16 protein-coding genes, 1 tRNA gene and 2 pseudogenes are annotated in these 18,559 nt (G+C 74.7%); 11 read left to right on the top strand and 8 right to left on the bottom strand.

Annotated features, from left to right (window positions below; translation table 11 throughout):
- Positions 1-75 precede the first annotated feature (75 nt).
- Positions 76-684: a hypothetical protein gene (locus ACTMS2_RS21820; RefSeq protein ID WP_441177044.1), complete on the top strand. Its 609-nt coding sequence runs from the start codon at positions 76-78 to the stop codon at positions 682-684.
- A gap of 7 nt (positions 685-691) precedes the next feature.
- On the opposite strand, the gene ACTMS2_RS21815 is transcribed toward ACTMS2_RS21820, so the two are convergent.
- On the bottom strand, positions 692-1,402 hold the full coding sequence (locus ACTMS2_RS21815) for a hypothetical protein (protein WP_441177043.1): 711 nt from the start codon (positions 1,400-1,402) through the stop codon (positions 692-694).
- Between the two features lie 123 nt (positions 1,403-1,525).
- Positions 1,526-2,758, bottom strand: a complete 1,233-nt coding sequence (locus ACTMS2_RS21810; RefSeq protein WP_441177042.1) for an RCC1 domain-containing protein — start codon at positions 2,756-2,758, stop codon at positions 1,526-1,528.
- Positions 2,759-3,009: 251 nt separating this feature from the next.
- Here ACTMS2_RS21810 and ACTMS2_RS21805 point away from each other — a divergent pair.
- A pseudogene (locus tag ACTMS2_RS21805) lies at positions 3,010-3,096 on the top strand (IS5/IS1182 family transposase); the annotation flags it as partial.
- 329 nt (positions 3,097-3,425) lie between these two features.
- On the opposite strand, the gene ACTMS2_RS21800 reads toward ACTMS2_RS21805, so the two are convergent.
- From ACTMS2_RS21800 to ACTMS2_RS21785, 4 genes are all read right to left on the bottom strand, one after another.
- Entirely contained in the window at positions 3,426-3,998 is a 573-nt protein-coding gene (locus tag ACTMS2_RS21800) for a DUF4231 domain-containing protein (RefSeq protein WP_441177041.1), read from the bottom strand.
- Positions 3,999-4,240: 242 nt separating this feature from the next.
- Positions 4,241-4,313, bottom strand: a tRNA-Arg gene (locus ACTMS2_RS21795).
- A gap of 403 nt (positions 4,314-4,716) precedes the next feature.
- Positions 4,717-5,754, bottom strand: a complete 1,038-nt coding sequence (locus ACTMS2_RS21790; protein ID WP_441177040.1) for an alpha/beta hydrolase — start codon at positions 5,752-5,754, stop codon at positions 4,717-4,719.
- A 98-nt stretch (positions 5,755-5,852) separates the two neighbouring features.
- Positions 5,853-6,269, bottom strand: a complete 417-nt coding sequence (locus tag ACTMS2_RS21785) for an HPF/RaiA family ribosome-associated protein (protein ID WP_101412457.1) — start codon at positions 6,267-6,269, stop codon at positions 5,853-5,855.
- A 436-nt stretch (positions 6,270-6,705) separates the two neighbouring features.
- On the opposite strand from ACTMS2_RS21785, the pseudogene ssb reads away from it, so the two are divergent.
- The 3 genes and pseudogenes from ssb to ACTMS2_RS21770 form a co-directional block, all read left to right on the top strand.
- A pseudogene (gene ssb, locus ACTMS2_RS21780) lies at positions 6,706-7,411 on the top strand (single-stranded DNA-binding protein); the annotation flags it as partial.
- A 401-nt stretch (positions 7,412-7,812) separates the two neighbouring features.
- A complete protein-coding gene (locus ACTMS2_RS21775; protein ID WP_441177039.1) occupies positions 7,813-8,844 on the top strand; it encodes a cobalamin biosynthesis protein in 1,032 nt (343 codons plus the stop codon).
- On the top strand, positions 8,841-10,385 hold the full coding sequence (locus tag ACTMS2_RS21770) for a cobyric acid synthase (RefSeq protein WP_441177038.1): 1,545 nt from the start codon (positions 8,841-8,843) through the stop codon (positions 10,383-10,385). The genes ACTMS2_RS21775 and ACTMS2_RS21770 overlap by 4 nt, the downstream gene beginning before the upstream one ends.
- A 258-nt stretch (positions 10,386-10,643) precedes the next feature.
- Here ACTMS2_RS21770 and ACTMS2_RS21765 read toward each other — a convergent pair whose 3' ends face one another.
- Complete coding sequence (locus ACTMS2_RS21765; protein ID WP_441177116.1) at positions 10,644-11,045, bottom strand: rhodanese-like domain-containing protein; 402 nt, start codon at positions 11,043-11,045, stop codon at positions 10,644-10,646.
- Positions 11,046-11,260: 215 nt separating this feature from the next.
- On the opposite strand from ACTMS2_RS21765, the gene ACTMS2_RS21760 reads away from it, so the two are divergent.
- The 4 genes from ACTMS2_RS21760 (at position 11,261) to ACTMS2_RS21745 (ending at position 15,439) form a co-directional block, all read left to right on the top strand.
- Positions 11,261-11,884 carry a uridine kinase family protein gene (locus ACTMS2_RS21760; RefSeq protein ID WP_441177037.1) on the top strand — a complete coding sequence of 208 codons (624 nt, stop codon included), beginning with the start codon at positions 11,261-11,263 and terminating at the stop codon, positions 11,882-11,884.
- A 215-nt stretch (positions 11,885-12,099) separates the two neighbouring features.
- Complete coding sequence (locus ACTMS2_RS21755; protein WP_441177115.1) at positions 12,100-13,452, top strand: dipeptidase; 1,353 nt, start codon at positions 12,100-12,102, stop codon at positions 13,450-13,452.
- Positions 13,453-13,529: 77 nt separating this feature from the next.
- Entirely contained in the window at positions 13,530-13,736 is a 207-nt protein-coding gene (locus tag ACTMS2_RS21750; protein ID WP_101412453.1) for a hypothetical protein, read from the top strand.
- Between the two features lie 119 nt (positions 13,737-13,855).
- Positions 13,856-15,439 (top strand): ATP-dependent DNA ligase, encoded by a 1,584-nt coding sequence (locus ACTMS2_RS21745; RefSeq protein ID WP_441177036.1) that lies wholly within the window; start codon positions 13,856-13,858, stop codon positions 15,437-15,439.
- 84 nt (positions 15,440-15,523) lie between these two features.
- On the opposite strand, the gene ACTMS2_RS21740 is transcribed toward ACTMS2_RS21745, so the two are convergent.
- The gene (locus ACTMS2_RS21740) at positions 15,524-16,351 is read right to left on the bottom strand and encodes an SURF1 family cytochrome oxidase biogenesis protein (RefSeq protein ID WP_441177035.1); all 828 of its coding nucleotides are present in this window, start codon (positions 16,349-16,351) and stop codon (positions 15,524-15,526) included.
- A 228-nt stretch (positions 16,352-16,579) separates the two neighbouring features.
- On the opposite strand from ACTMS2_RS21740, the gene ACTMS2_RS21735 reads away from it, so the two are divergent.
- Both ACTMS2_RS21735 and ACTMS2_RS21730 read left to right on the top strand, forming a co-directional pair.
- Complete coding sequence (locus ACTMS2_RS21735; RefSeq protein WP_441177034.1) at positions 16,580-17,977, top strand: cobyrinate a,c-diamide synthase; 1,398 nt, start codon at positions 16,580-16,582, stop codon at positions 17,975-17,977.
- A complete protein-coding gene (locus ACTMS2_RS21730) occupies positions 17,974-18,543 on the top strand; it encodes a GNAT family N-acetyltransferase (protein WP_441177033.1) in 570 nt (189 codons plus the stop codon). The genes ACTMS2_RS21735 and ACTMS2_RS21730 overlap by 4 nt, the downstream gene beginning before the upstream one ends.
- Positions 18,544-18,559: the final 16 nt, after the last annotated feature.

Below are 18,559 nucleotides of genomic sequence, written 5' to 3'. Positions count from 1 at the left end.
CCGACGAGCCGCCGACTTTGGACGGTGGTGCTACCTTCGCGCCGTCGCCGTTCTCACCGCCGTCGGGAGCCCACCGTGACGAAAAGGTACGTCGGCCTGCTCGCCCTCGTCGCCGTGACGGCGTGCCTGGCCGTGGTCGGTACCCTCGGCGGCTGGTTCCTCGCCGACCGGGGCGACTCCGACCCGACACCGTCCGCGCGGGATACGGCCACCTCCGGCGCCGTCGGCGGCCCGTCGACGGGCTCCCCGGCTGCCGGTGCGTCGTCGGGCTCCCCGGCTGCCGGTGCGTCGCCGACGAAGGATCAGCCGGCGGGTCGGACGTACCAGCTCGACCAGTTGGTCTACAGCCAGTCGGGCCTGACGGTCACGCTGGTCAGCGCGCAGACCACCGGAGGCAAGCTGCGGCTGAACCTGACGTACCGCAACGGCTCGTCGGTGCCGTGGCCGGTGAGCTGCCCGACCGCCGAGGTCGACCGGACCTCCTCGGAGATCGTCCTGGCGGACGGCCGTACGGTGCGTCCCGACTCCACCTGGTGCACCACCACGCGGCCCGACGAGTCCTTCACCATCGCGCCAGGGGAGCGGGTGGAGAGCTGGGGCGTGTTCCCGGTGGTGCCGCAGAGCGGCTCGTCCTTTGAGCTGACCTGGTACGACTTCCCGACCCTCGACGTCCGGCTCCGCTGACGACCTCCTACAGCACCACCGGGAGAGGTTCGACCCAGCAGCTCGCGACGTGGGGCTCGACCAGTCGCCTCGCCTCCTCGGCGTCCGCCTCGGTGAGGAAGACGCCCAGGTTGTCCCGGCGTCGACGGCTGTCCTGCTCGGTCACCGCCGTGAGCAGGTACACGCTGCTGTACCGCTCTCGTCGTACACCCTCCGGCAGGCCCGTGAGGAACGCCTCCGCCACCTCCTGCGGCGAGGCCATGTCGAGCTCACCGCCGACGCCCAGGAGCGGCTTGACCGGCCACATCGGCATGTACGGGCTGAACGTGTTGAAGAGCGAGGGTTGCAGGTCCGACAGCTCGCCCTCGCACCACCCCACGTTGACCGTGACCACGTAGCCCGTCGCCCCCTCGCTCTCCAGCACGAGCACCCGGGAGTTCCCGGAGCGGTGTCCGTCGTCCGAGAGGCCGTCGCGGATCCGCGTGGCCTCCTCCTCGGTCGCGCACCGGATCACCAGACCGCGGTACGCCGCCTCGATCCGCACCGCGTCGACCGGGTGGAACAGCACCTCGATCGTCGTCGGCAGGCGGGCGCCACCGCCGGGCACCAGGTCCGCCCGCAGCAGCAACTGCCCGTGGGTAGCCGAGTACGTCCACAGCGCGAACAGTCGGTCGCTGCGGAAGAGTTCGGCGCCTGGGCGGAAGTCCTCATCACGGGTGAGCCAGACCTTTGACGTCATCTGGTCACCCTCGGGCGCGGCGACGGCCGCCGTCAACCGGCCGATGGTGCGGGGCCGTCGGTCCGCGCCGTCGCCGACGCGGCAGCGGCGCGGACCGACAGCCCCGCTCGTCCACGGTGGCGGTCAGCCCGGCAGGGTCACCTGTGCCGGGGCCGACCGGTGGGTGGTGGTGCCGTCGCCGAGCTGCCCGAACGAGTTGTCGCCCCAGCACCACAGGCTGCCATCGGCGCGCATCGCGCAGGCGTGATAGGACGCGGCGAGGCTGTCCGTCCAGGTGGTGGCGCTACCGACCCGGGTCGGGGTCGACCGGTGGGTGGTGGTGCCGTCGCCGAGCTGCCCGGACGCGTTGTTGCCCCAGCACCACAGGCTGCCGTCGGTGCGCGTCGCGCACGAGGAGTCGATGCCCGTCTCGACCCTCGCCCAGGTGGTGGCGGTGCCGACCTGGAGTGGGGTGGTCTGGAAGCCGACGCCCCCGCCCACCTGGCCGTACCCGTTCTCGCCCCAGCACCACAGCGTCCCGTCGGCACGGACCGCGCAGGTGTGCACGTACCCGGCCGTCACGCCGGTCCACGTGGTCGCGGTGCCCACCTGCGTCGGTGTCGCCCGGTAGTCCCGGATGCCGAGACCGAGCTGCCCGTCCGAACTGCTGCCCCAGCACCACAGGGTCCGGTCCGCGCGGGTGGCGCAGGTGTGCGCGTACCCGGTCGTGACGCTCGCCCAGGTGGTCGCCGTGCCGACCTGCACCGGGGCGGTCGCCAGATAGGGGGTCACGCCGGTGCCGAGCTGCCCGTGGCGGTTCGACCCCCAGCACCACAGGGTGCCGGTGGTCTGGACGGCACAGGTGTGGTTGGCGGCGGTGCTGACGCTGGCCCAGGAGGTGCCGTCGCCGATCCGTACGGGGCTGGTCCGTTTCGTGGTCGTGCCGTCGCCGAGCTGCCCGTTGTGGTTGCTGCCCCAGCACCACAGCGTTCCGTCCGTGCGTACCCCGCAGGTGGTGCTCATGCTGGCGTCGATACGCGCCCAGGTGGTGGCGTCGCCGATGCGGACCGGAGTGGTCCGTTGCGTGGTGGTGCCGTCGCCGAGCTGGCCGTAGAAGTTGTTGCCCCAGCACCAGAGTGCGTCATCGGTGCGGATCACACAGGTGTGCAGATCGCCTGCGGCGACCCGGGACACCGGCCCGGCGGCGAGCGAGGCGTTCGACGTGCCCCGGTCGGCAGAGCTGCCGCTCGCCGTGGCCGCACCCGCCGTGAACCCGAGGGCCAGCACGGTGATCCCCACAGAGGCCGCTGCCGCGACGGCAGTTCGGGCTGCCCGCCGCCATCGCGTCCGTAGCCGCCCCTCCCGATGTTCGTTCATGCTCTGCTCTCCTTGACATCGACGTTTCATGCGGTGGAGGCGGCGCTGCCCCGACAGGTCGCCCAGCAACCCATCACTTCACATCGATGAAACGTTACATTGATGTACGTCAGTTCCGCTCAGGTCTCTGCCGATTGACCACTCTCTGGACGCCCGACGCCCGGTGGGGGAGTGGCCGAGGACGTCGAGTGGGTGCCGGAGCCGGTCGAGCGGATCATGGGTCCCCTGGCTGTCTGACCCTGGGGATCGGCGGTATCGAGTCCTCACGCCGACTCGGGCGGCACCGGTGGGTGATCGAGCGGCCCTTCGCCTGGTTCACCGGCGACCGCCGGATTCCTGGACCACTCCGGCGGGCGCAACCAGTCGGAACCGCTCAACGCGCAGAGTGGCGGCACCACGACCTTCGCAGGCCGCCTGCCTAACTTCTTGCCCTTCTCGGCCCGGATGACGTGATCGCCGCGCCCGCGTCCGGCATGACCGGTGAGGAGCCGAGGTGCGGCCTTGGCTGTACAGCTATTCGTGCAGCAAGGGCCGCCCACTGAGACCGACGTCGCCCGACAATCACGGACGGGCTGACCAGGGACATAGCCGCCCGACCAGCCATCCCGGTCTTTGTCTAATCCCGATGGCAGAGGTTCGACCCCCGGCCACCCCGGCGCCTGTAGGGCTACTGCCTACTGCCTTGTCGTTCGATCGCCGCCTGCCCGTCTTCGCCAGCGAAGCCAACTTGGGTCATGACGCTCAGAGTCGCGGCATTCTCATTGGCGATCGTCGCCTCCACGCGCTCGACCAGGGTTGTGAAGGCTGCGACGTCGTCCAGATCGGTGTACACGCCGGTTCGTGTGAGGAAGTAGATCCTCTCGTGCCCCAGCGTCTGCTCCGTCGACCGGTAATTCTTCCACTGCTCCCGATAGCGGAACACACTCTCCAACGACACCGCCCCGGCCACGATCAGACTCACGACGGTGGTCACCGCCTGGGCGTAGGGAAAGTCGAGGTTGACGAGGACCGGAACCAGGGAACCCCCGACTACGGCAGCGGTGCGGGTTCGAAGGTGGGTAGCCTTCGCCTTCACCGCCTTCTTGTCGTACCAGGACTGGTACTGGGCAAGTCGCTCGGTGAGGTATTCCTTCGCCGAGAGCCCGGGACTTGACCCCTGCCCGGGGATGTCCTCGGGCAGAGGGACCTGGGCTCTATCCACCACGGCGATTAGTAGAGCCGGTGCGCCGATGGTCGTCAAGGCGATGCGCCACCGCGGCCGGCGTGAGTCCGCATGTAGTTCGCAAGAGGCCGCGGGACGGCGGGGAGTGGTGTGAGACGTTGAGAGGTGTAGGAGCCCATTCGGCCTGCTCGCTGGAGTGATCCGCTGGGGAGCTTCATGATCTCGCCACGTTGCCGCTTGATGCCTGCCACCGGGCCGGTGCTAGCTCGATGGCTCCACGAATAGCTCCACGGGAGCCGTCCGGCCGAGAGAAGTACCTGTGCGCCCGGCAGGATTCGAACCTGCGGCCTTGGGATTAGAAGTCCCCTGCTCTATCCGCTGAGCTACGGGCGCGCGCGTGCGTGTCGCGCGAGAAGGGTACCGCCGCCCACCGGGTGACCGGTGGAACGGGTGGTCGCGTTCCACGTCGCGGACCAGGGTCGCACGCGTCCCCGGCGTCGGTCACGCGGGTTCCGCCGTCCGCGCGGCCCGGGGTGCGTCGGCCCGTACCCTCGGCTGGTGCTGCTTGACCCGGACACCGAGAACGACGTCGCCTACGAGTTGTGCCAGCTCCTCGGCCGCGCGATCCTGCCCATCCGCCGGACCGACGCCGGGGCGGCGGACGACCGGGGCGAGGGCACCGCGTTCCTCTTCACCGGGCAGGGGCGGGAACACCTGCTGACCGCCGACGCGCTCACCGACGCCGGGGCGGGGGAGATCGGGCTGCGGGCGAGCGTGATCGGCGGGCAGGCGGCGCTCAGCCGCCCCGCACGGGGGCGTCCGCCGGGTCGGTGTCGTCCGCCGGCTGCCGGCTCGCCGGTGGGCGCTCCCCGGTGCGGGCCGTCGGCCCGGCGTCGAAGAACGCGTCGGCCCAGCGTCCGACCTCCTGGAAGACCTTTTCCCGTACGGCGGTGCCGGAGAGCGTGAGGTCGTGCATCCCGCCGTCGAAGCGCGCCACGGTGACGTGCCGGCCGAGGCGGGGAGCCCAGCGGACCATGTGCTCGACGTCCAGGACGGCGTCGGCGAGGGCCGCCGACTCGTGCCACTTCTTTCCCCTGAACGAGCGGGTCGAGCAGGCGAGTAGCACCGGCACCTGGATGTCCAGGCCGGCGCGGAGCTGCCGCTGGGCGCTGCGGATGGCGTTCAGCCAGCCGGCCCGCACGGGGAACCCGGCGAGGGGCTTCCAGGTCAGGTCGTAGTTCCACTCGCCGTGGTGCTCGGCGTGGATGCTCTCGCTGTAGACCGTGCCCAGCCCGAACGGCAGCACCCGGCGGGGCGCCCGGCGGCCCAGCCGGCCGACGGCGGCGGCGAGCGGGCGGCGTACCAGCCAGGGGGCGTTGATGTCGAAGAAGGGGCTGTTCAGGAAGAGCCCGTCGATGATCCCGGCGTCGCGGCGGGCGTGCGCCCACAGCGGCAGGATCAGCCCGCCGGTGGAGTGGCCCATCGCGAGCAGCGTGTCGTGACCGTCGTCCTCGCGGATGATCCGCGCGGCGGCGTCCAGTTCCGGGAAGTAGTCGCTGAGGTCGCGGCAGAAGTTCGGCGTCTGGTGGGGCCGCAGGCTGCGTCCGTACTTGCGCAGGTCGAGGGCGTAGAAGTCCCATCCCCGCTCGGCGAAGAAGTCACCGAGGTGGCCCTGGAAGAAGTAGTCGGTGAAGCCGTGCACGTAGAGCACGGCCCGCCCCGTAGGGCGGTCGGCCCGGCGACGGACCAGGGTGGCGACCACCGGGCCCTCGTCGTCGGTGCCCAGGTCGATCGTCTGCCGCTCGTACGGCGGGCCCAGCACGTCCGGTTCCACGACCGCGACGGTACGCCGGGAAGCTACCGGGCGGTAGCCCCGGGCGCCGTCCGGCCCCGCCCGCCCGCACCCGGCGGACGGGGCCCCAGGCGTACGTCTCAGACGGTCTCGGCCTCGGCGCGGGCCGGGTCGGTGTCGGGCTCGACCTCGACGACCGGCGGGGGTACGTCGCGCAGGTGCTTGTTGTGCCGCGGCTCCTGCTTGGTCTTCGCGTCGTTGAGTCGCCGCCGCAGGTCGTCCCGGACGTCGTTCAGCGCGGCGTGCAGGTCCTCCTCGCCGGAGGTGGTGACGATCTTCTGGCGGCCGGCGATCCAGCACTCCAGGGTGACCTTCTGACCCTTGGCCTCCCGGTCCTTGACCGACACCTCCAGCTCGGTGGCGTCGGCGTGGAACCCGGCCAGCCGCGAGTCGAGCGTGGCGAACTGCTCCGCGATCCAGTTCCGGTCGCCCTGGGAGAACCCCGCGCCGACCCGCAGGCATTCCGCCACGGTGGCCGGGTTGGCGACGGCGCTCATCGCCGCACCTCGCCCGAGACGGTGGCGGCTGCGGTGCTGGTCATCTTCATGATCGCTGACCTCTCGTTCGTCGTGCTGTCGGCGGTGCGGTTGATCGGCTCCATACCCCGTCACGCTCCGTCCGGAACGTGACGCCTCACCCCGGGCGCGGACGCCCGGCCGCCGCCGGTTCTGGCTGCGCTCCCGCCGCACGGCGGGGCCTGGTGCTGCGGCCGTCGCCGGCAGGGCGGCCCGCCTCCAGATCATCGGACCGATCGCGCGGGCTCCCCAGGGCCGACCGGCCCTAGCACACCGGGATCTTGATCAGGTTCTTGTCCACAGGCGGTCCGGTTGTCCACAGGTCGACGCGCGGTGCTGGCGCGCCCCCGCGCCGAGGGCCCAGGCTCGGCACCGAGTCGACTCGCCGTGGCAAGCCCGATCTCCCCCTGGAGGGACGATGTTCGACACCTACGTCACGATCGTGGGCAACGTGTTGACCGCGCCGGAATGGCGTCGCACCACCCAGAGCAACACCCTGGTGGCCAACTTCAAGGTCGCCTCGACCGCCCGCCGCCTCGACCGCGACAGCGGGCGCTGGGTCGACGGCAACAGCCTGCGCGTCCGGGTCAACTGCTGGCGCAAGCTCGCCGAGGGGGTGGCCGCCTCCGTGATGGTCGGCGACCCGGTGGTGGTCTGTGGCCGGCTCTACACCCGCGACTGGACCGACGACGCCGGCAACCACCGTTCGCTCTACGAGCTGGAGGCCGTCGCCGTCGGCCACGACCTGTCCCGGGGCCGCAGCCGGTTCCAGCGCAACCGGCCGACGATGACGACCAGCACCGTCGAGGACGCCGAGGCCGAGCACCGGGTGCACGGCGAGGCGACCGAGCCGGTGCCGGACGAGGAGGCCCCCGTCCTGCCCGACCGCCGGCCGCTCGACGACGACTTCGACCCCGACTTCGGCGCGTTCCCGGCCGGACGCGTCCTGCCGACCGTCGACAACTCCCTCGACCCCTTCGACGAGCCGGCGGACGACTCCCACGGCGAGGAGCCTCACGACCCGCGGCCGGAGGGCGACGACCCGACGCCCGGGTCCGGGTCGGTGCCCGAGCCCGGCTCGACGTCGGAGCCCGGCTCGGCGGGGGACGTACCGGGTGCCCGGGGTGGTGGGCGCGACGCGGCGGCGGGGGAGGCGGGCCCCTCGGGCCTGCCGGGCCCCTCGGACCTGTCGGCCGAGGAGGCTGACGCGGCCGAGGCGGGCGGCTCTCCGGCCGGTCGTGGCCGGCGGGGCCGGGGGCGGGTGCCGCAGCCCGCGTGACCGTCCGCACCCGGGTGGCACGACGGGGGCGGGGTGGCGCGGCGGTGCCGTCGTCACCCCGCGTGTCGCCCGCGGTGCTTCGGCGGACGACCGGGCCGTCGGGGAGGGGCGGGCGGGTGACCGGTGCGGCGCTACCCGGCGCGGTCGGACGCCGCCGGGCGCCGACGGACGGGACGCGGATGGTCGGGTGTTCGGCCGGGGACGGGTGGGCGCTCGGCTAGGCTGGCCGGCCGGAGGTGGTGGCGGGTGCGACAGGCGACGCCGGTGGCGACCGCGGCGGGACTGGTCGCGGGGTACGCCCTCGACGCGCTCCTCGGCGACCCCCGTCGGTACCACCCCGTGGCCGGCTTCGGCCGCACCGCCGGGGCCCTTGAACGGCGGATGTACCGCCCGGACCGGCTGGCCGGAACGGCGTTCACCGCGCTGGCCGTCGGCGCGCCGGTGCTGCTCGGGGTGGCCGCGACGGTCGCCACCCGCCGCCGGCCGGTGGCCCGGGCCGCGCTGGTCGCCGCCGGCACCTGGACCGTGCTCGGCGGGCGTACGCTGCGGCACGAGGCCACCGTCATGGGGCGTGCGCTGCGCGCGGGCGACCTCCCGGCCGCCCGGCAACGGCTCGGCCACCTCTGTGGCCGGGACCCGTCCGCGCTCGACGAGCCCGAGCTGGCCCGCGCCACCGTCGAGTCGCTCGCCGAGAACACCTCGGACGCGGTCGTCGCCCCGCTGCTGTGGGGCGCCGTCGCGGGGCTGCCCGGCCTGCTCGGCTACCGCGCGGCGAACACGCTCGACGCGATGGTGGGCCACCGCTCGCCTCGGTACGCCCGGTTCGGCACCCCCGCCGCCCGCCTCGACGACCTGCTCAACCTGGTGCCCGCGCGGCTGACGGGCCTGCTCACCATCGCGGTCGCGCCCACCGCGCACGGCGACCGGGAACGTGCGCTGCACGTGTGGCGCCGGGACCGCAACGACCATCCCAGCCCGAACGCCGGGCAGTGCGAGGCGGCGATGGCCGGCGCCCTCGGCGTACGGCTGGGCGGGCGCAACGTCTACTTCGGCCGCTCCGAGGTGCGCCCGTTCCTCGGCGACGGGCCCCGGCCCGAGGCGCGGCACCTCAAGCGGGCCGCCCGGATCTCCGGCGCGGTCGGGCTGGCCGCGCTCGGGTTGGCCGCCGCCTACCCACTCACGCTCGGGCGGCTGGCGGGCGCCCTCGGCCGCACCATCCTCGGGCGGGGCGGCGTCGGCGGCGGCGCGGGTACGGCCGGGCTCGGGAGCCACCGGTGAGCGGCGGCCTGCTGGTCGCCGGCACCACCTCCGACGCCGGCAAGAGCGTGCTCACCGCCGGCATCTGCCGCTGGCTGCACCGCCGGGGCGTGAAGGTGGCGCCGTTCAAGGCGCAGAACATGTCCAACAACTCGGCCGTCGTCGTCGGCCCGGACGGCCGGGGCGGCGAGATCGGGCGAGCCCAGGCGATGCAGGCCGCCGCCTGTGGCCTCGCCCCCGACCTGCGGTTCAACCCGGTGCTGCTCAAGCCCGGCAGCGATCTGGCCAGCCAGGTGGTGCTGCTCGGCGAGGCGGTCGACACGGTCACCGCCGGCAACTTCCGCGAGTTGCGGCCCCGGCTCGCCGAGACGGCGTACGCGGCGCTCGCCGAGTTGCGGGCCGCGTACGACGTGGTGGTCTGCGAGGGGGCCGGCAGCCCGGCGGAGATCAACCTGCGGGCCGGCGACTACGTCAACATGGGCCTGGCCCGGCACGCCAACCTGCCCACGATCGTGGTCGGCGACATCGACCGGGGCGGGGTCTTCGCCTCGATGTTCGGCACCCTCGCCCTGCTGGACCCGGCCGACCAGGCGCTGATCGCCGGCTTCGTGATCAACAAGTTCCGGGGCGACCTCGGGCTCCTCCGGCCGGGGCTGGACATGCTGCGTCAGGTCACCGGTCGCCCCACGTACGGGGTGCTGCCCTGGGCGCTCGACCTCTGGCTCGACGCGGAGGACTCGCTCGCGTACGGCCGGGTGCTCGGCCGACCGGCCGCCCCGCGCGGCACCGACTGGCTGGACGTGGCCGTGGTCCGGCTGCCCCGGATCAGCAACGCCACCGACGTCGAGGCGCTCGCCACCGAGCCGGGCGTACGGGTCCGGTTGACCGTCGAGCCCGCCGAACTGGCCGCCGCCGACCTGGTCGTACTGCCCGGCTCGAAGTCGACCGTGGCCGACCTGGCCTGGCTGCGGCAGACCGGCCTGGCCGACGCCGTACTGGCGCACGCGGCGGCGGGCAGGCCGTTGCTCGGCATCTGCGGCGGCTTCCAGATGCTGGCCCGCGCGATCCACGACCCCGTGGAGAGCCGGCAGGGGAGCGTACCGGGGCTGGGCCTGCTGCCGATCGAGGTCACCTTCGACCCGCACAAGACCGTCCGCCAGTCGACCGGCACCGTCGGCGGCGACGTCCCCGTCCGCGGCTACGAGATCCACCACGGGTACGTCTCCCACGCCGACCCGGCGCTGACCCCGTTGCTGACCTGTGCGGACGGCGGCGGCGAGGGGGCGGTGCTGGGTGCCGTGCACGGCACCCACTGGCACGGGGCCTTCGAGTCCGACGGGTTCCGCCGCCGCTTCCTGACCGAGGTGGCCCGGCTCGCCGGCCGGACCGGCTTCACGGTGGCCCCCGACACGACCTTCGCCGCCGTCCGCGAGCGTTCCCTGGACCTGCTCGGCGACCTGGTCGAGGAGCACCTCGACACCGAAGCCCTCTGGCGTCTCGTCGAGTCCGGCCCGCCCGCCACCCTCCCCTTCATCCCACCCGGAGCCCCAGGAACCCCCTGACCCACCCCACCCCGCCGCCCCACCCGCGCCCGCGTGCCCCGCGCGCGCCCGCGTGCCCCGCGCGCACCCGCGTGCCCCGCGCGCACCCGCGTGGCGCGTGCCGCGTCCCGCCGGAGTGATCAAGAGGTTTGCGTCCTGTGGAACCCCGGATCAGGGCGCAAACCTCTTGATCATTGGCTGCGGGCTGCGGGCTGCGGGGCGCGCCGGGCGCGCGGCGCGGGGGCGCACGGTGTGGGGTGAGGGGGCAGGGCGGTGGGCTCAGGGGCGGATGTCGGCGGGGCGGTCGGACATGGGCAGTCCCGCCTCGCGCCACGCCTGTACGCCGCCGATCATGTCGGTCGCGTGGTGCAGCCCGAGCGCCCGCAGGCTCGCCACGGCGAGGCTGGAGCTGTAGCCCTGGCGGCACACCACCACGATGCGCTGGTCGTACCCGGTGGCCTCGGGTATCCGCCAGGCGCTGGCCGGATCGAGCCGCCATTCCAGCACCGTCCGGTCGATCACGATGGCGCCGGGGAGGTCGCCCTGCTCCCGCCGCTGTGCGTCGGTGCGGGTGTCGACCAGCAACGCGCCGGTACGGACCGCCTCGACGGTCTGGTGCGGGGTCAGCCGGCGTACCCCGGCGCGGGCCTGTTCCAGGAGGGCGTCGACGCCCGGACTCATCACGCTGTGGGACACCAGCAGATCATCCCGCCCCGTTCCGGGCTCCGCCCGACGAATGGCCCCGGCCCAGCCGACGACCGCTCGTTCGGGCGACCCCCGATCGGAGCGCCCGGACGGGCACGCCGGGCCGCCCACGTCAGCGGACCGACGGCTGCGCCGACGCGCTTCCGACCCGCGCGGTGGTCGGGCATCCGGGGCTGGTTACCGTCGGCCACGTGGCGGTGGCGGTGATCGAGGCGTACGACCGGCTGGCCCGGCGGGTGCTCGCCGGGCCGGCGCGGTTGGGACGGACCCGGCTGGTGGCGGTGGACGGGCCGAGCGGCGCGGGCAAGAGCGCGTTCGCGGCGCGGCTCGCGGACGCCCTCGCCGCCCTGCCCGGCGGTGGTCCGGTGCCGGTGGTGCACACCGACGACCTGCTGGACGGCTGGGACGACCAGCTCACCTTCTGGCCCCGGCTGGAGGAGTGGGTGCTCGGGCCGCTGCGCGCCGGGCGGCCGGGGGCGTACCGCCGGTACAGCTGGGTGCGGCGAAGTTTCCTGCCGCGTCCGGTGCCGGTCCCGGTCGCGCCGGTGCTCCTCGTCGAGGGCGTGAGCGCGGCGCGGGCAGCGGTCGCCGCGGACCTCACCCTGGCCGTCTTCGTCACCGCCCCGGCGCCGCTGCGGCTGGCCCGGGCGCTGGAGCGCGACGGCCGGGCGATCCTGCCGGAGTTGCGCCGCTGGCACCTCGGGGAGCGGGCGCACTTCGCCGCCGACGGCACCGAGGCGCGCGCGGACCTGGTGGTCGACGGCGCCCCGGGCCTGCCGCACGATGCCGCCCGCTACTACGTCCGCCGCCGCTGAGGCCGTCGGCGGCGGGTGACCACGGGCGCCGTCGGCCGTCCGGGAGCGAGGTCGCCGTGCGCCGTCGGCCGTCCGGAGCCAGGTCGCCGCGTCGGCGGGCGGCCGGGAGCCAGGTCGCCGCGTCGGCGGGCGGCCCGGGGACGAGCCGTCGCGGCGGGCTCGGGCGGTGCGGTCGGTAAGGCCGGCATACGATGCCGGTCATGACCACACCGATCATGTCCGAGTCCGAGGTCCGGGCCGCCGTCGAGCGGGAGATGCCCGGCGTCCGCGCCGACCTGGAACGTCTCGTCCGCATCCCCGGCATCGCGTTCGAGGGCTTCGACCACTCGCACGTGGAGCGCTCCGCCGAGGCGGTTGCCGAACTGCTGCGCGGCTGCGGGCTCGACGTCGAGATCGTGCGCTCCGGCGGCCAGCCGGCGGTCATGGGCAGGAAGGCGGCCCCGCCCGGGGCGCCGACGGTGCTGCTCTACGCCCACCACGACGTGCAGCCGGTCGGCGACCTGACGCTGTGGGAGTCGGACCCGTTCGAGCCGGTGGAGCGGGACGGCCGGCTCTACGGCCGGGGCGCCGCCGACGACAAGGCCGGCATCATGGCGCACGTGGCGGCGCTGCGCGCGTACGGTGACGCGCTGCCGGTCGGCGTGGTGCTCTTCATCGAGGGCGAGGAGGAGTACGGCTCCGACTCGCTGGAGCGGCTGCTCGCCGAGCACCGCGACGAGATCGCCTCGGACGTCATCGTCATCGCCGACTCCGCCAACTGGGACATCGGCGTACCGGCGCTGACCACCTCCCTGCGCGGCATCGTCAACTGCTTCGTGGAGGTGCGCACCCTCGACCACGCCGTGCACAGCGGCATGTACGGCGGCGCCGTGCCGGACGCGCTGACCGCCCTGGCGCGGCTGCTGGCGACCCTGCACACCGACGCCGGCGACGTGGCGGTCGACGGGCTGGCCGCCCGGGAGGGCGCGAGCGTCGACTACCCCGAGGACCGGTTCCGCGCCGAGGCCGGGCTGGCCGAGGGCGTGAGCCTCATCGGCACCGGGCGGATCACCGACCGGCTCTGGACCAAGCCCGCGCTGGCGGTGCTCGGCATCGACGCCCCGGCCACCGGGGAGGCGCCGAACGCGCTGGTGCCGACCGCCAAGGCCAAGCTGAGCGTACGGCTGGCGCCGGGCGACGACCCGAAGCGGGCGTACGCGGCCCTGCGCGCCCACCTGGAGAAGCACGCCCCCTGGGGTGCCCAGGTGACGCTCACCTTCGAGCACGACGGCGACCCGTGCGTCATCGACGCGTCCGGCCCGATGTTCGACGCGGCCCGCTCGGCGTTCCGGACCGCCTGGGACGGCACCGACCCGGTGGACCTCGGCATCGGCGGCTCGATCCCGTTCATCGCCACCTTCCAGGAGATGTTCCCGCGCGCGGCGATCCTGGTGACCGGCGTGGAGGACCCGCACGCCCGGGCGCACGGCCCGAACGAGAGCCTGCACCTCGGGGAGTTCGGCCGGGTCTGCCTGGCCGAGGCCCTGCTGCTCAGGAACGTGGCCGAGGCGGTCGTCGACGGACGGTAGGTGTCGGAACCGTAACTTCCGGGTCGATGTGGGAGTTTGCGGTGTGTCGCCCGTGGGGTTGTTATAGCCTCTCGAACATGCGTACGAACGAGGTGATGGGCCGGCTCGAGGCCGCCGTCAGCGCACTGGGGGACGTCGACGTCTCCGCGTGGCCCGAGGACACGCTCAAGGAACAGCTCGGTGACCTGTCGGCGGCGCTGGTCGCGCTCGACACGGTGCTCTCCCGGGTCGCCGAGGAGATCCGCGCCCGCGGCCTGCGCATCGAGGAGCCCGTCTCGGCCTGACCCGCCCGCTGCCCGACGGGCCGACGTTCTCGGCGCGTCGCAGGCGGCGGGGCAGGCCGGTGGGAACCCGGGCACGGCAATGCCGGGGTCGTGTCGGGGGTGGCTGGCAGGATGGAGCCGTGCGGTTCCTCGACCTGGCAGCCACCTCCGCCGCAGTCGGCGCCACCCGGGCCCGGCGGGCCAAGGTGGAGCTGCTCGCCGCCGCGCTGCGGGCGCTCGACCCGCCCGAGGTGCCGGCGGGTGCCGGCTGGCTGGCCGGTGAGCTGCGTCAGCGGCAGACCGGGGTGGGCTGGGCGAGCCTGCGTGACCTGCCGCCGCCGGCCGCCGAGCCGACCCTGACCGTGGCCGCCGTCGACGCGGCCATCGACGAGATCGCGTCCGTGCACGGGCCGGGCTCCCAGGCCCGCCGCCGGGAGCTGCTCGGCGCGCTCTTCGCCGCCGCCACCGCCGACGAACAGCGGCTGCTCACCGGGCTGTTCAGCGGCGAGCTGCGCCAGGGCGCGCAGGCGGGCCTGCTCGCCGACGCGGTGGCCTGGGCCGCCGAGGTGCCGGTCGCCGCCGTACGCCGGGCGCTGCTGCTCGCCGGCGACCTGCGCGCGGTCGCGGTCGCCGCGCTCGACGGGGGCGCGGCGGCGCTGGCCGCCTTCGGCCTCCAGGTCGGCCGCCCGCTCGCGCCGATGCTGGCGCAGAGCGCGCCGTCGGTCGACGAGGCGCTCACGGCCACCGGCACCCCCGCCGTGGTCGACGTCAAGCTCGACGGCATCCGGATCCAGGTCCACCGTTCGGGCGACGACATCGCCGTGTTCACCCGCAGCCTGGACGACATCACCGCCCGCGTGCCGGAGGTGGTCGCCGCCGTGCGGGCGTTGCCCGCCCGCGAGCTGGTGCTCGACGGGGAGGCGATCGGGCTCGACCAGACGGGCCGGCCGCTGCCCTTCCAACAGACGTCGAGCCGGGCGGCGCGGCGCACCACGGCGGGCGGCACCGGCCGCGCCCCGGTCGCCCCGGCCGTGCGCGCGGCTGCCGAGACCACCGGCGAGACGGTGCTGACGCCGTACTTCTTCGACCTGCTGCACCTCGACGGCGACGACCTCGTCGACCGGCCCGGCCGGGATCGCTGGGCCGCGCTCGACGCCGCCGTCGACGCCTCGCTGCTGGTCGGCCGGGTGGAGGTCGACGGCCCCGGGCCGGCCGGCGAGGCGTTCGCCGCCGCCGTCGACGCCGGCCAGGAGGGAGTCGTCGTGAAGGCGCCCGACGCCCCCTACGACGCCGGCCGGCGCGGCGCGGCCTGGGTGAAGGTGAAGCCCCGGCACACCCTCGACCTGGTGGTGCTGGCGGTGGAGTGGGGCAGCGGGCGGCGTCAGGGCTGGCTGTCCAACCTGCATCTGGGCGCCCGCGACCCGCGCACCGGCGACTTCGTCATGCTCGGCAAGACGTTCAAGGGCCTCACCGACGAGCTGCTGCGCTGGCAGACCGAGCGCTTCCTCGGCCTCGCCGTCGAGCGCGGCGACTGGGTGGTGCGGGTCCGGCCCGAGCAGGTGGTCGAGATCGCCTTCGACGGGGTGCAGACCAGCACCCGCTACCCGGGCGGGATGGCGCTGCGCTTCGCCCGGGTGCTGCGCTACCGCGACGACAAGACGGCGGCGGAGGCCGACACCATCGACGCCGTACGCGCCATCCACGCCGGCCGCGTCACCGGCTGAGCCGGCGGGCCGCCCGGCATCCGCGCCGGGTGAGACGGGACGGCGTACCCGTGCGGGGGCCGTCCGTGTCCCGTGGGGGACCGGTCAGGCGGCGCCCTGCGGCGCGGGCTCGGCGGCCCGGTCGACGGGCCGCTTCGGCTCCACGCCCGCCAGCCGGCGGGCCTCCCGGCGGGCCACCCAGCCGTAGCCGAAGAGGGTCATCACGGCGAAGATCCACCACTGCATGACGTAACCGAAGTTCTGCCAGTTGTTGGTGTATCCGACCGGTACGTCCTTGAAGACCGGGTCGGCAGCCGGGGACTGCTCGTCCAGCAGCAGGTACGCCCCGTGCACCGGGTAGGGCAGTTCGCGGGCGAGCCGGGGCACGCCGACGCGCCGGGTCTCCAGCTTGCCGTCGCGCCGGGTGACGGCGACCGAGCCGCTCTCGCTCAGGTGCACCCGCCCCGTCACGGTGACCTCGCCGGACGGCAGGGCCGGCACGTCCGGCTGGACGGTCGCGTCGCCGCCCCGGGCCGGCGGAATCCAGCCCCGGTCCACCAGCACGGCGGTGCCGTCGGCCAGCACCAGCGGCGTGACCACCTCGAAGCCGACGGTGCGATCCACCGAGCGACCCCGGACCAGGACCACGTTCGCCGGGTCGTAGCGGCCGGTCACGGTGACCTTGGTCCAGGCCTTCTCCGCGGCGGGGGCGGGGCCGGCCGTGCCGCTGCCGCCGGTCGGGGCGGGCAGCACGTCGCGCAGCGGCACCGGGTCCATCCGCAGGCCGGCGTCGATCCGGTCGTTGATCTCCGTACGGCTTTGGTAGCGGTCCAGCTGCCAGTTGCCGAGCAGCACCATCACGGCGGCGGCGACCAGGGTCAGCACGAGAATGCCCAGCCAGCGAGGCGTCAGCAGGAACCGGTACACGCACACGAGGCTACCCCTGTGACCGGAGGCACTCGCCGCGACAGCCCCCGCCGGGCCCAACCTCGGCGTCCGGCGCCGGCCGGACGCCACGGACGGTCCGCCCGGCGGCGGCGCGACACCGCCGGCACGCCCGTTCGGCGGCGGCCACCCGACGGTCGGTTGGGCTATCGTCACGCGGGCGGACCGCGCCGTCGGCCCGTCGCAGGTCCCCCGCCGCCCCGCAGGGAGTCGATGATGACCGTCGTGCCGCGCCTGGTGCTCAGCGCACCGTCCTCCGGCCACGGCAAGAACGCGCTGGCGATCGGGCTGCTCGCCGCCTTCGCCGACCGGGGCGTCGACGTCGCCGGATTCAAGGTCGGCCCCGACCGCGTCGACGCCGCGTACCTCGGGCTGGCCGCCGGTCGCCCCGGGCGGACCCTCGACCCCCGGCTGGTCGGCGCCGACCGGATCGTCCCGCTCGTCGGCCACGGCGCGGCCGGCGCCGGGCTCGCCGTGGTGCAGGGCAGCATGGGCCTGTACGACAGTCTCGCCGGCCGCCCGGAGCGCGAGTCGACCGCCGCCGTGGCCGTCGCGCTGCGCAGCCCGGTCGTGCTGGTGGTCGACGTCGCCGCGACCGGGCAGTCGGTTGCCGCCCTGGTGCACGGCTTCCGGTCGTACGACGAGCAGCTCTGGCTGGGCGGGGTGATCCTCAACCGGGTGGCCTCCTCCCGGCACGAGGAGCTGCTGCGCGAGGCGCTCGACGACATCGGCGTACCGGTCTACGGCGCGCTGCGCCGCCAGGACCTGCCGTCCGTGCTGCCCGCCCGCCGCTACGGGGCGGTGCCCGCGCTCGCCCGCACCGACGAGGCCACCCGGGCGGTCCGCCGGCTCGGCGAGGCGGTCGCCGCCACCGTCGAGCTGGACCGGCTGCTGGGCCTGGCCCGCTCCGCCCCGCCGCTGCCCGCGCCACCCTGGACGCCGGAGGCCGGGCGCGAGGGTGCCGGGCCGGCGCCGTCCGGGCCACGCCCCGTCGTCGCGGTCGCCGGGACGCCGGGCGGCAGCTACAGCCATCCCGAGACCGTCGAGCTGCTGCGGGCGGCCGGCGCCGAGGTGGTGACGGTCGACCCACTGCACGACGAGGCGCTGCCCGCCGGCACCGGCGCGCTGGTCGTCGGCGGCGGGCTGCCCGAGTCGTACGCCGGGCAGCTCTCCGCCAACCGTCGGCTCTGCATCGCGGTCGCCGAGCTGGCCCGCACCGGGCGGCCCGTCGTCGCCGAGGGGGCCGGCCTGCTCTGGCTGGCCCGTGAACTGGACGGGCTGCCCATGTGCGGCGTGCTCGACGCGGTGGGCACCCGCCGTGACGGCCTGGTGGTGGGCTACCGGGAGGCGACCGCGCTGACGGACAGCCTCGTGGGCCCGGCGGGCACGGTGGTGGCCGGGCACAAGGAGCACAGCGGGGTGCTCACCCCGCGCGCCGGGGCGCGGCCGGCGTGGAGCTGGGACGGCGGGGCGCCCGAGGGCTTCGTCTGGCGGGGCGTGCACGCCTCGCAGCTCACCCTGCACTGGGCGGCGTACCCGCGGCTGGCGGCGCGGCTCGTGGACGCGGCGGCGGCCGAGCCCGTGGCCGCCCGGCCCGACGGGGTGCCCGCGTGATCGGTCAGGTGGCCGTGCGGCGCTTCCCGGCGCTGACGGTCTCCACGCCCCGCACCGAGGTACGCGCGCTGACCGCCGCCGACGCGGCGGCGGCCGACGAGGTCTTCGGCGACCGGCAGACCCAGCGGTGGCTGCCGCTGGCCGACACCTCCGGCCAGATCGGCGGGCTGGCCTGGTGCACCGACCTGGCCCGGCAACGACGCGACAGCGGCGACGGCGACCACTACGCGGTGGTACGCCGGGAGGACGACCGGGTGGTGGGCTGCCTGTGGACGCGGCGCACCGACTGGGGCGCCCGGTGCACGGAGGTCTCCTACGCGATGGCGGCGCACGCCCGGGGCTTCGGCCTGGCGGTCGAGGCGGTCGACGCGCTCGCCATCGCGCTGATCCTCGAACACGGCTTCCAGCGCGTCGAGCTGCGGGTCGCCCCCGGCAACCTGGCCTCCCGCCGGGTCGCCGAGAAGGGCGGCTTCAGCTACGAGGGCCTGCTCCGCAACGCCGGCTTCGTCCGAGGCGGCCGGGTCGACCTGGAGGTCTGGTCCCTCGTCTCCGCCGACCTCCGCTGACGCGCCCCGGCCTGCC

The organism is Micromonospora sp. SD12 (assembly GCF_052068495.1).
GTDB lineage: Bacteria > Actinomycetota > Actinomycetes > Mycobacteriales > Micromonosporaceae > Micromonospora > Micromonospora echinofusca.
Note: the sequence above shows the minus strand (reverse complement) of the source record. Positions and strands in the feature narration are given on the sequence as shown.